This is a genomic window from Shewanella sp. ALD9 (assembly GCF_002836315.1).
Classification (GTDB): domain Bacteria; phylum Pseudomonadota; class Gammaproteobacteria; order Enterobacterales; family Shewanellaceae; genus Shewanella.
Map to the genome: position 1 here is coordinate 131,058 of NZ_PJCD01000044.1, position 13,051 is coordinate 144,108.

Annotated in this window: 10 protein-coding genes and 1 pseudogene; 8 read left to right on the plus strand and 3 right to left on the minus strand. The window is 43.4% G+C overall.

Annotated elements, in window-relative coordinates:
• Positions 1-117: 117 nt before the first annotated feature.
• The 3 genes from CXF88_RS21495 to CXF88_RS21505 are packed head-to-tail and all read right to left on the minus strand — an operon-like array spanning position 118 to position 3,410.
• Positions 118-492 carry a cupin domain-containing protein gene (locus tag CXF88_RS21495; RefSeq protein WP_101088795.1) on the minus strand — a complete coding sequence of 125 codons (375 nt, stop codon included), beginning with the start codon at positions 490-492 and terminating at the stop codon, positions 118-120.
• Between the two features lie 12 nt (positions 493-504).
• Positions 505-2,004: a CoA-acylating methylmalonate-semialdehyde dehydrogenase gene (locus tag CXF88_RS21500; RefSeq protein ID WP_101088796.1), complete on the minus strand. Its 1,500-nt coding sequence runs from the start codon at positions 2,002-2,004 to the stop codon at positions 505-507.
• Positions 2,005-2,057: 53 nt separating this feature from the next.
• The gene (locus CXF88_RS21505; protein ID WP_101088797.1) at positions 2,058-3,410 is read right to left on the minus strand and encodes an aspartate aminotransferase family protein; all 1,353 of its coding nucleotides are present in this window, start codon (positions 3,408-3,410) and stop codon (positions 2,058-2,060) included.
• A 312-nt stretch (positions 3,411-3,722) separates the two neighbouring features.
• On the opposite strand from CXF88_RS21505, the gene CXF88_RS21510 reads away from it, so the two are divergent.
• The 8 genes and pseudogenes from CXF88_RS21510 to CXF88_RS21545 form a co-directional block, all read left to right on the plus strand.
• Entirely contained in the window at positions 3,723-5,219 is a 1,497-nt protein-coding gene (locus tag CXF88_RS21510) for an aldehyde dehydrogenase (protein ID WP_101088798.1), read from the plus strand.
• A gap of 237 nt (positions 5,220-5,456) precedes the next feature.
• The gene (locus CXF88_RS21515) at positions 5,457-5,879 is read left to right on the plus strand and encodes a VanZ family protein (protein WP_101088799.1); all 423 of its coding nucleotides are present in this window, start codon (positions 5,457-5,459) and stop codon (positions 5,877-5,879) included.
• 63 nt (positions 5,880-5,942) lie between these two features.
• On the plus strand, positions 5,943-6,776 hold the full coding sequence (locus CXF88_RS21520) for a sulfurtransferase (RefSeq protein WP_101088800.1): 834 nt from the start codon (positions 5,943-5,945) through the stop codon (positions 6,774-6,776).
• Positions 6,777-7,674: 898 nt separating this feature from the next.
• Entirely contained in the window at positions 7,675-8,391 is a 717-nt protein-coding gene (locus CXF88_RS21525) for a hypothetical protein (protein ID WP_101088801.1), read from the plus strand.
• 946 nt (positions 8,392-9,337) lie between these two features.
• Positions 9,338-9,637 (plus strand): transposase, encoded by a 300-nt coding sequence (locus CXF88_RS21530; RefSeq protein WP_101087190.1) that lies wholly within the window; start codon positions 9,338-9,340, stop codon positions 9,635-9,637.
• On the plus strand, positions 9,574-10,056 hold the full coding sequence (locus CXF88_RS21535) for an IS3 family transposase (protein WP_101088864.1): 483 nt from the start codon (positions 9,574-9,576) through the stop codon (positions 10,054-10,056). The genes CXF88_RS21530 and CXF88_RS21535 overlap by 64 nt, the downstream gene beginning before the upstream one ends.
• Before the next feature lie 640 nt (positions 10,057-10,696).
• Positions 10,697-12,220, plus strand: a complete 1,524-nt coding sequence (gene ltrA, locus CXF88_RS21540) for a group II intron reverse transcriptase/maturase (RefSeq protein WP_101088802.1) — start codon at positions 10,697-10,699, stop codon at positions 12,218-12,220.
• 80 nt (positions 12,221-12,300) lie between these two features.
• Positions 12,301-12,681 (plus strand): annotated as a pseudogene (locus CXF88_RS21545) (IS3 family transposase); the annotation flags it as partial.
• Positions 12,682-13,051 lie beyond the last annotated feature (370 nt).

Consider the following 13,051-nt stretch of genomic DNA (forward strand, 5'->3'; position numbering starts at 1 on the left):
ATTATCTCCATTTACATAAAATACAGTTGTTGGTATTTAGGTACACAACGGCTGCGAATGCCACTTATCAGACCTAAAACCGTAACGATTTAGTCTGTACCGCATGGCGGTTAAACACTATGTTTGTTCAAGCTGTTGTTCAAACATAACGTAGATTTTTTTACAATGATTGACGACTTCCCATGTGCCGGTAAAGCCAGCAGGAATAACAAATTTATCACCAGCATTGACGGTTAAGCTTTTGCCTTGGCTGTCGGTGATAATGCTACAGCCTTCGAGAATATCGCAATACTCATATTCGCTATAATTGATATTCCAACTGCCTGGTTCACTTTGCCAAATGCCAACATTAAACTGCTTGCACGGGCTTTCGAAATGGTTTTGCACTGACTGCAGTGGATCACCAGTAAGCAGTTTTTCATCCGTTAAGTGATACGACTCAACCGCAGTTGATTGACTACTAAAAAGCGTAATATCGTTAATATGCTTCATCGTTGGCTTCACTTATTTCATGGTCGGCATAATAAATGCCGAAGGTTCATTAGTGTCGGTTTTAGCTTGTGGCCAGCGAGCGGTAATGGCTTTGCGCTTGGTATAAAAACGAACGCCATCGGGTCCGTGCATGTGCAGCGGCCCAAATAGCGATCGTTTCCAACCGCCAAAGCTATGAAATGCCATCGGCACCGGAATCGGCACATTAACGCCGACCATGCCCACTTCAACATGGTGACAAAAGTGACGAGCTACTTGGCCACTTTGAGTAAAAATAGCGGTGCCATTACCAAATTCGTGTTGGTTAATCAGCGTCAATGCATCGGCATAGTTATCGACGCGGACGATGGCTAACACAGGACCAAAAATTTCCTGTTGGTAAATGCTCATCGTTGGCGTGACATGGTCAAATAAGCACGCACCTAAAAAGTAACCTTGCTGGTGGTCTTGAATACTGATGTCTCGGCCATCAACGACTAATGTTGCACCTTCCTTAACACCCGCTTCGACATAATCGCGTACTTTAGCTAAATGCTGGGCCGAAATTAACGGTCCCATGTCCATTTCAGGGGTAATACCGCTGCCAATTTTTAAGGCACTAATTTGCGGTAATAATGCCTCGACTAATTTTTCGCCCACATCGCCGACCGCGAGTACCACCGAAATAGCCATACAGCGTTCACCTGCACTACCATATGCTGCACCCATTAATGCATTGACCGCTTGATCTAAGTCAGCATCTGGCATTAATAACATGTGATTTTTAGCCCCGCCCAATGCTTGCACTCGTTTACCGTGAGCAGAGGCGGTGCTGTAAATGTATTCGGCAATCGGGGTTGAGCCAACAAAACTAATTGCGTGAACATCGGGATGAGTTAATAAAGCATCAACGGCTTCTTTATCGCCATTAATCACGTTAAACACGCCATTTGGCAGGCCTGCTTGTGTCAGTAATTCGGCAATAAACATTACTGCACTGGGGTCTTTTTCAGACGGCTTCATGATAAAGGTATTACCGCAGGCTATTGCGATAGGGAACATCCACATTGGCACCATGACAGGAAAGTTAAACGGTGAAATACCTGCGACGACACCCAACGATTGGTTAACAGACCATGAGTCAACGCCACCACCCACTTGTTGAGTATGTTCACCTTTGAGTAAATGCGGAATGCCGCAAGCAAACTCAACAACTTCAAGCCCTCGGGTAATTTCACCTTTAGCATCATCCAACACTTTGCCATGTTCAAGAGTGATGAGTTGGGCCAATTTATCAATATTTTGCTCTACTAACGCTTTAAACTTAAATAATACCCGAGCACGATTAAGTGGCGTCACTTGTGACCAAGTCTGATAGGCATTTCTGGCAACCGTTACCGCCAAGCTTACTTCATCGTGACTCGCCAATGATACTTGGCCACGAGTTTCCCCCGTAGCAGGATCATAGATGGTTTGATTACGTTGACTGGCTGGGGTGTGTTGCCCATCGACAAAATGAGTGATGTTAAGCATGAACGGGATCCTTTTAAGCAAAATATGTATTCAGAAAATATTAACTAACAGCGTTAACCAACAGCGTTAATTGCATCGGTAATGTGATTAACCATGTCGTCGATTTGTGACTTTTCCACTATAAGTGGCGGAGATATTGCAATAATGTCAGCCGTTGCCCGTACTAACGCGCCATGCCTAAAGCAATGATCAAAAATGTCATAACCTCGTTTACCCACGCCTTTATCACTTGGTGCTAATTGAATACCTGCAACTAAACCGGTATTACGAATATCAATCACGTTTGGTAAACCTTTAAGGCTGTGAACCGCTTGCTCGAAATAAGACTCAAGCCCTTTTGCGCGTTCAAATAATTGCTCATCTTCATATATGGATAAGGTCGCAAGTGCTGAGGCAGCCGCGACCGGATGACCGGAATAGGTATAACCATGGAAAAATTCTATTAATTCATCAGGGCCATGCATGCAGGTGTCGTGAATGGTATTGCTAACAAATACCGCCCCCATTGGAATTGCACCATTATTAATGGCTTTGGCTGTGGTGATCATGTCTGGGGTAACTTGCCAGCGCTCGCTGGCAAAGGCGGCACCGACTCGGCCAAAGCCGGTGATCACTTCATCGAATATTAATAAAATGCCGTGTTTGTGGGTGATTTCGCGTAACCGCGTTAAGTACCCATCCGGCGGTAAGATAACCCCAGCAGAACCAGACATGGGCTCAACAATGACCGCGGCAATGTTCTCGGCGCCATGTAAGGTAATCAGTTGCTCAAGCACTTCGGCTTTATCCAAACCGTGTGGCGGTAAACCGTGGCTAAAGGCATTATTGGCAATATCGAGTGTATGAGGCAGGTGATCGATCCCCTGGAGTAATTGCTGACTAAAGGTTTTGCGATTATTACTGATCCCACCGACTGAAATCCCGCCAAAACCGACACCATGATAACCAAGCTCGCGGCCGATAAACCGAGTACGCGTGGCTTGACCATTAGCGCGATGATAACAAAGCGCCATTTTTAGGGCGGTATCTACCGATTCTGAACCAGAATTGGTAAAAAACACCTTATCCAATCCGTCAGGGCTCAGCTGACTGAGTTTATGTGCTAATTCAAAGGCGAGCGGATGGCCCATTTGAAAAGACGGTGCATAATCCATTTGGCTAATTTGTTGGCTTACCGCTTGGGAGATTTCTTGGCGGCCGTGGCCAGCATTGCAACACCATAAACCGGCAGTAGCATCGAGTACTTTATTGCCTTCAATATCGGTGTAATACATTCCTTGTGCCGAAACCAAAAGCCTAGGATTAGTCTTAAATTGCTTATTGGCAGTAAACGGCATCCAAAAATGTGCCATGTTCGGCAATGTTTGCGATGAATCGCCAGTTCCATTTTGCTGATATTCGCTCATAAATTGACTCTACATTGATAGCTACAATTACTAGGGATCCATCTCAAATTGATTAAATAATGAGTGACGAATATTCGCTATGCTATGTCAAAAATAATGAACGTTAAAGTGTTTTGTGCATTTATTTAAACTAAATGTGCCTATTTTGTAAAATATATTGAAAATATCTTGCTGTTGAGCATAATCAGGTGACAATATTCATCAAGGTTATTGTGTCGGTAATCCATTTTATGTGGCACAAATTTTAGGTTTAGCACCTGCTTTTTAGCGCAGTTTGGTGCTTATCAATCCATTTATTATTTCGAGGTCACAATGAGTACTCCAACAAGTCGTAGCGATTGGGAAGCACTAGCAGCAAGTCTAAAAATTACTGGGCAAGCTTTCATTAATGGTCAATATCAAGGTGCCGCTTCTGGTGACACATTTGACTGTATCAGCCCTATTGATGGCCAAGTATTGGCCAAAGTGGCTAGCTGTGATTTAGCCGATGCTAACCTTGCAGTCGCGAACGCGCGTGAAGTGTTTGAAGCGGGTACTTGGTCAATGTTACCGCCAGTAAAGCGCAAGCAAGTAATGATTAAGTTTGCTGATTTACTCGAAGAAAATGCCGATGAATTGGCGTTACTTGAAACGCTTGATATGGGTAAACCAATTCAACACTCCAAAGGCGTTGATGTGGTCGGCGCTGCCCGTGCTATACGTTGGTATGGTGAAGCGATAGATAAAATTTATGATGAAATTGCTCCTACTGCTCATAATGAAATAGGCATGATCACTCGCGAACCCGTTGGTGTGGTTGCAGCCATTGTGCCATGGAATTTCCCAATGATTATGGCATGCTGGAAGCTTGGGCCTTCACTCGCCACGGGTAATAGTGTGATTTTAAAGCCATCTGAAAAATCACCACTTACGGCTATTCGCATGGCGCAATTAGCGATTGAAGCGGGTATTCCGGCAGGGGTACTCAACGTATTACCTGGTTTTGGTCATACAGTTGGTAAAGCGTTGGCACTGCACATGGATGTCGATACTTTAGTATTCACTGGTTCAACTAAAATTGCTAAGCAGTTAATGATTTACGCAGGCGAGTCGAACATGAAGCGCGTGTGGTTAGAAGCGGGCGGTAAGAGCCCTAATATTGTGTTTAATGACGCACCAGATTTAAAAGCAGCTGCAGAAGCCGCCGCAGTCGCCATTGCTTTTAACCAAGGCGAAGTGTGCACTGCCGGTTCTCGTTTATTGGTTGAGTCAGGCGTAAAAGATGAGTTAATCAAGCTTATTGTTGAAGAAATGCAAGGGTGGCAACCAGGGCATCCACTTGATCCTAAAACAACCTGCGGTGCAATGGTTGATCAACAGCAACTGACTAACGTGCTTAATTACATTAAAGCCGGTAGTGAGCAAGGTGCTACCTTGGTTGATGGTGGTAAACAAGTGATGGCAGAAACTGGCGGCATGTATGTACAACCAACCATTTTTAGTAATGTTAGAAATGACATGACCATTGCCAGCGAAGAGATTTTTGGCCCAGTGTTATCGGTAATCGAGTTTGATGGCATGGAACAAGCCGTCAAGATTGCCAACGACACTATGTATGGTTTAGCGGCAGGTGTGTGGACATCAAACTTAAGCAAAGCTCACAAAACAGCCAAAGCGCTGCGCAGCGGTATGGTATGGATTAACCATTATGATGGTGGCGACATGACTGCACCGTTTGGTGGTTATAAACAGTCAGGTAATGGCCGTGATAAATCATTACATGCGTTTGATAAGTACACCGAAATCAAAGCAACTTGGATAGCCCTATAATAGGTATTTCAATGTAGATTAATAGCAAGCCCTTTAGCAATAAAGGGCTTTTTTATTGGTCATATTAGCGCTGGATAATTCATAGCAACCACTCAAATTTTGTTTAACAAGTGCATCTATATTGCTGACGCCTTAATGCGAGCGGAGGTTAAGCAAAATTAACGCTAAAATGTCAGCTATTCGCTGTAGACTCAAAGGCATTATTTACCTCAACATGTCATACACGGATGAATGCAGATGACCCATAAGACCTTCTCTCGTTTAGCTATTATTGCTGCTGGTGGCTTTTTTGGTTTTATTTTGTGGATTATTTACCTCGCCAATACTGGCAGTCAAAGTGTGTTTTTCGACGTAATAAAACATGTTCCCTATGGTGACAAGATTTGTCACATGTTGTTATTCGGGTTATTAACTTTTGTGGCCAATTTAGCGCTGCAGAGTCGTCATTTTTGTATCGGGCGTCTTCCGCTTTATTACGGCACTGTGTTAGTGTCGATATTCGTCCTGAGTGAAGAAATCAGCCAGGGTTTTATCCCATCAAGAACATTAGACATCATCGATTTAGTTGCCGATGCTGTAGGTATAATTTTATTCAGTTATTTAAGTGGGTTAACTCAGCGTTATATAGACAATCATCATGAGAGTACTCGTGTGAGTTAGCATCAATATTTTCAATCAATATTTTCAATCAATATTTGCCATCAATTGTAAGAGAGGTTTAATGTGAATTTTCCTTTAGTGACCACCGATTGGTTAGCGCAACACTTAGAAGACCCAGACCTTGTATTACTAGATGCCAGCATAGACATTGTGCTGGGAAAAGAACCACTTGTTTATGATGAGCTTTACGTTATTCCTGGTGCATTATCGTGCCAAATAGATAAACTTTTCTTCAATCATCAATCTCCACAAACTCACGCTATGCCCACGGAAGATCAATTTACTGTTGCAACTAAATCATTAGGAATAAGCCATAATAGCACCGTAATTATTTACGATGACCAAGGTATTTATTCTGCACCGCGTGCGTGGTGGACCTTTAAAGCAATGGGATTTGATAAAGTATTTGTACTCGATGGTGGTTTACCACAGTGGCGCAGTGAAGGGCGAGACACAGTGCGTCAGTTTGCGACAGCAACTGACTCTGGTGATATTAAAGGCCGCTTGCAGCAATATAAGGTGTGTGACACTGAGTTTGTGTTAACCCATCTTGGTCATGCAAAAGTTGATATTATTGATGCGCGAGCAGCAGGGCGGTTTAACGGTACGTCACCAGAACCTCGTGTTGGCATGCGCAGTGGTCATATACCCGGGTCACTCAACTTGCCTTTTGCACAGGTATTAAACGGTTTTAAAATGAAATCTATCCGTGAATTGCATACAATTTTCGCTAGCTTAGATACTAGTAATAATGCTCAACGGGTGTTTAGCTGTGGTTCAGGAATTACCGCCTGTATTTTGATTCTGGCTTCGTATGTAGCAGGGCATCATCAAGCAGCTTTATATGATGGTTCTTGGGCGGTATGGGGCGGAGATGCTGCGCTTCCAATAGAGTAATAGGGTTAATTTTTTATGGCCTGTGGCCACTAACGCTTAAGATCGCAAGGTTCCACCCTGCACGGGCTATTAGATTATGGCCTACGGCCACTAACGTCGTGGCGCTTCACCCACACCAGACCAAGAGGAAACCAACGGCTGTTCCCTCTTGGATCTCCCAGCCGCCACATCAAAATCATCTGAAAAGCGATAATTTCGCGACGCGGTCAGATCCAGCTTTTAACTTTATTTTTAGTCAGCCTCGGCCTTATTCGAAAATGCTAACGCTTCAGATGGGGCGTCCCTTCCCCTCTAAAGCTAGCTGGCCGTCCATGGCCAGCTCACGTCATTTTCTTCAACGTCCTCAAGTTCAGAGTTGAATTTAGGCATGACTAATTCGTTTCGGACACAAAAGTGGCTTAAAACTTATCTTTTTATAAAAGTTTATGCGGACCCAATTAAATTCCCAGCTTTTAACTTCGTCTGAGTGTTCTTCGGCCAACTCTTTATGATAAAGAATGAAAATGCTAACGCTTCACATAGGGAGTCTGATGTGATTGGATTCACAAATGTCGTGATGGCATGGTCAATGATGTTCCCTACATCATAATGACATTTCCAATATCCATATAGGTCAGATGTGCGAGAAAGGCCATGTCAGGCTCACGCATTCTTTTATAACACGCATTCTTTTATAAAGAGTCCTCAACGTCCTCAATCAAGCTGAAACCGGATGGTTAAAGTAGCAAAATAATCTTAAAGCTATATAGTCCAACGACCTGCAATGAGAAGTCTCTGGCGATAATGTTCAGTTAGAGTCTGATTAATCAATATCATCGAGGAATTGAAATTATTTACTTGTGAATAATGAGCTTGTTATGCTAATTTTTTGCGAACTCAACATCATGATGGAATATGAATGCATTATCTACTGATAGCCATGCTGCTAACCTTAACTGGTTGCGCAAGTAAACAACCCTCTTTTAGTCTTGTTATCGACCCCTTATTGCCCTCTGTCATTAATTATCGCGGTGAAATTGATCCAGATAATGTTGCCGCTTTTGAACAAGGCATAGCAAATAGTCCAACTCAAATAACCTCATTGGTTATTAACAGTGGTGGGGGAGATGTACTTGCTGGCATACGATTTGGTGAGTTGGTATATCAGCACAAATTAAAGGTTACAGTTGATAAAGTCTGTGCATCATCGTGTGCTAATTATGTTGTAACCGCCAGTGATGAAGTGACTATAAAACAAGATGCCCTGTTAGGTTGGCATGGTGGGGTGTTACAACCACTATTATACGGCTCGGAAGACTTCCATAAGTACAACAAAAGTATGGTTGAATATATTATGGCGTGGGCAGAGGCCGAGCGCGTCTTTTTTGACATGGTTAAGGTTAATCAAGCTGTCACGGTATTGGGGATGATGCCCGGTTTAAAAGGTAAACGAAACACGCCATTATTTAGTTATGATCAACAGACGTTAAAGGCGTTAGGTTTACATATTACTTTTGAAGACAAGCAAGCAACAGTTTCTAAAACCGGCGAAGAAATTGTACAAATATTTAGCTTAAGCCCTGAAGTATTAGACACTTTACTGCTGCAGCATGCACAAAGGTTAAAGCAATTGTAATTAAGTTAGCTTGTCTTTTAAGCGATGGACTGCGGCCACTAACGCTTAAGATCGCAAGGTTCCACCTTGCACAGGCCAAAAGGGGGTCAACAGCAACCCCCTCTTTATTCTTTAATAAAGAATTGGCCCCTGCCGTTCAGGCAACATTTTCGCTATTTAACCAAACAACAGCAGCGAAAAAAATTGCGACGGAAATTTATCCATCTTCTAACCGTGTTTTAGTCTGCTTTAGCCTTATTCGAAAATGCTAACGCTTCCAATGGGGCATCCCTTCCCCTCGAAAGCTAACCCGCCTCCATGGCTAGATCACGCATTCTTTTATAAAGAGTCTTCAACGGCCTCAAGTTCAAAGTTGATGCTGACCATTTCGTAGTCAAGATCACTAACTCGTTTTTGCCCCAAAGTTGGTTAGGCTATGGCCTACGGCCACTAACGTCGTGGCGCTTCGCCCACACCAGACCAAAAGGAAACCAACGGCTGTTCCCTCTTGGATCACCCAGCCGCCCCGCAACATTTTCAAACAGCGAAAAGGTCGCCATGGGGTAGATCCAGCTTTTGACTTTATTGGGTAACTGCCTCAGCCTTATTCGAAAATGCTAACGCTTCCGATGGTACATCCTGTACCCCGAAAGCTAGCCTGACATCCATGTCAGGACTCACGCTATTTTTTTCAACGCCCTCAATTTAAATGTTGAACCGGTCCATTTCCAAGTCAAGAAAACTAACTCGTTTTTGTCGGATAGACGACACTTGTTACCAAGTGCCGCCCTCCTAAGAACCCAGCGTGCAACTTTCACTGCACTAGGCTCAAGCCTCCACAAAGGTATCGTTAGATACCCAGCAACTTATAAAGCAGTGAGAGCTGATTCATTCCATATTGTGGCTTAATGAAACTGTACACCGATTGAGGTAAAATCCCCTTAAGATAAAACGGTGTAAAAAAGTAATGAAAACTCAACCAACTTACTCAACAGAATTTAGAATAGATACCGCTAACCTTGTGATTAAACAAGGTTACACCATCCGAGAAGCTTGTGATGCAACTGGCGTAGGCCCGACAGCGATTAGACGTTGGGTAACCCAGCTAAGACAAGAATTTGAAGGTATTACTCCATCAGCTAATGCCATCACTCCCGAACAAAAACGAATTCAAGAGCTTGAAGCGCAAATTAAGAAAATTGAATGGGAGAAAGATATCCTAAAAAAGGCTACCGCTCTCTTAATGCAAGACAACATCAAACGATAGTGTTAATTGAATCGTTATCGAGAGAGCAGAACATCGTCAAACAGCTTTGCCATTTATTTGAAATACCGCGAAGCAGCTACCATTATCATCTCAAACATCGTGGATTAGTGAAGCCTGAACGTGAAAAACTGCGCCAGCAAGCGATTGCAATCCACCGTGATAGTCGTGGCTCTGCAGGGGCAAGAACGATAGCAGGCCAGCTTAATCAACTGGGTGAAAATGTTGGCCGTTATAAGGCCGCGAGTTTAATGAGAGATGCAGGGCTAATCAGTAACCAACCCAGAAAGCATCGTTACAAGATAGCAAATGATGAATCTAAAATAGCCCCTAATTTGTTAAAGCGGCAGTTTAACGTTGAAGCAATAAATCAGGTTTGGTGTGGTGACGTGACCTATGGTGTGCCCGGAGTTCAGCACTAGCATGGAATGCTTTAATGAACCACGAGTCTATCTGAAATACATGAACACTACGGCAGGAGCTACATTGTTTATGGCACTATCTGGTTGTGCAGATAGTTGAGTCTGAGCGGCAGTGACTTATCGTATGCTGATAAGGTGATGTAACTCGCTGACAACGGGGAGTGAGGCGAATTCGTTAAGCCAAGATGCTCCTCTAGACTAAGTATTGGACGGATGAAGAACATGAACCGATTAACCCGCATCTATGGGCTGAAACGTCGCCATTGCCTACACGAATTAACAGGTAATATGGTGCAGTAATAGTGCTAAATGTATGGGCGCTATTGCCGAATTAATGAGTAATAAATATGTACTTATTAATGGATAAACGCTAAATCACAATTCTGCGTTTAAGCATCATCACCTTACAGCACGATAAGGTCAAAGACTGCGATCGGCATCCACCCCAATATGTTCGAGTTCAGGTAGGTAAACCGGGGAAGGTTTGTTTTGAATGCTAAGGGAGCATGACCCTGATGACAAACAAACTGGCGGAGTGTTCGTAGTAGTCTGAGATGGGGAAAGCCCATTACATGGCGAAGGGACACAGTTTAATTGATTTGCGTGAGCAAATTATCTGACCTTAATGAGGTGAAGACCTTTGATAATCAGCGAAATGCAACGCAAATTAGCAACATGGACAGCAACCGATAAAGCGCACCGCGTTAATCGACTGCTGCGCCTTATCAGTCACCCGCATTGGCTTCGCCAAGCGGCTGAAGTAACGCTTTCTTCAAAAGGAGCTAAAACGCCTGGTGTTGATGGACTAACAAAGATTCATATACAGGCTAATTTGGCTGGTTATCTTGATGAGATCAGAAATGATCTGCTGTCAGGTAACTATCAACCGATGCCTGCTAGACGGATCTATATCCCCAAGGCCAATGGAAAGCTACGTCCTTTAGGTATACCAACGCTTAGAGATAGAATAGCTCAACGTGCCATGCTCATGGCAATGGAGCCTATATGGGAAAATGATTTTCATTCGTTGTCCTATGGCTTTAGACCAGAGCGCAGTGTCCATCACGCCATTCGTACGGTTAAACTACAAATGACCGAATCCAATGAGCCTAGAGGTCGCTGGATAATTGAAGGAGACCTATCAAGCTATTTTGATACAGTTCACCATCGATTATTGATGAAATGTGTTCGTAAACGGATCAACTGCCGTCGATTTAATGATTTGCTTTGGCGCTTCATTAAAGCTGGACACATTGAACGTAACCTATTTTGTGCAACAAGCGAAGGCGTACCACAAGGTGGTGTAATTTCTCCGTTATTGTCAAACATAATGCTTAATGAGTTCGATCAATATTTGGATAAATGTTACTTGAGTAAGAAAGCCCGTAAAGACCGCTGGTACTGGAACCACAGTATCAAAATCAAGCGAAAACCTGCGGTTGAGGAAAACAGACAATGGAAACCAGCCGTTGCTTATTGCCGTTATGCTGATGACTTTCTAGTGATTGTCAAAGGCAATAAACAACAAGCAGAGGCAATTCGGGACCAATGTCGACACTTCCTAGAAGGTAAGCTGCAACTCACGTTAAATATGGATAAAACTCATATTACACATGTGAATGACGGTTTTATATTTCTCGGACATAGGATCATTCGAAAGCGTGGACCTAAGGGAAATATGCGAGTGGTGTCTGGTATTCCAAACGGTAAAGCCAAAGCATTTTCTCATTCATTGAGTCAAGCTTTATCAGGGGATCATAGCTGTAGCAAGATAGACAAAGTGGAACAACTCAATCGCAAACTTAAGGGTTGGGCACAATTTTATCGACATACTGATTACACCGCGAAAGTTTACAGCAAAATTGACCGTATTATTTTCTGGAAACTCGCTAAGTGGTTGGCTAGGAAATATCGTTGTTCTATTAAATCGTTAATGATGAAATGGATCAAACGTCCGACACCAAATCAGGCAACGACATGGGTGTTATTTGGCAAAAGCAATCGTGGAAATTTATGTGGCGCGTCACTATTTAGATTAGTGAGTAGCCCTAAATTACCCTTTAGATGGCGAGCACCAGAAGCAAACCCCTACCTCAGAGATGAAATTAGAAATACTGTCACGTCTCGCTATAGCGATGTTGCCATGGCTGTTAGCCACAATTAAGCGGAGAGCCGTATGCGCTGAAAGGTGCACGTACGGTTCGGAGAGGAGAAGCAGAGAAATAGTTCGACTACGCTCTGCCTCTTACTCTACTTTGGTCAGGAACCAAATGGCTCTATTTAGCCGTGGTAATGGATTTGTATGCGAGAAAAGTGGTGGGTTGGGCTTGCTCTGACAGCCCGAATACCGATTTGACTTGTGCAGCATTAAGAATGGCATTTGAAAGTCGTGGACGGCCCCAAAACCTGATGTTTCATTCTGACCAGGGTTGCCATTACAGTAGTCTTCAATATCGACAAATGCTGTGGAAATATCAAATAACGCAGAGTATGAGTCGACGAGGAAACTGCTGGGATAACGCGGTAATGGAACGTTTTTTTAGAAGTTTTAAAACAGAATGGATGCCGAAGTATGGTTACAACAATTTTGATGAAGCGAAGCTGGATGCGTTGAATTACATACTATAATTTAGTGGGGTCAGAGTAAATTTTTATAAAAAGTAAATTGAAACACTGGCTTTTCTAAAACGTTTATGTCCAAAAACGAGTTGTTCCTAGCTTTCAAATGCCCAAATTCAACTCTGAACTTGAGGTCGTTGAAGAAAATGACGTGAGCCCAGACATGGATGTCTGGCTAGCTTTGGAGGGGAAGGGACGCCCCATCTGAAGCGTTAGCATTTTCGAATAAGGCCGAAGAACACCGAAATGCAGTCAAAAGCTGGATCTGACCACGTCGCGAAATTATCGCTTTTCAGATTATTTTGATGTGGCGGCTGGGAGTTCCAAGAGGGAACAGCCGTTGGTTTCCTCTTGGTCTGGTGTGGGCGAAGCGCCA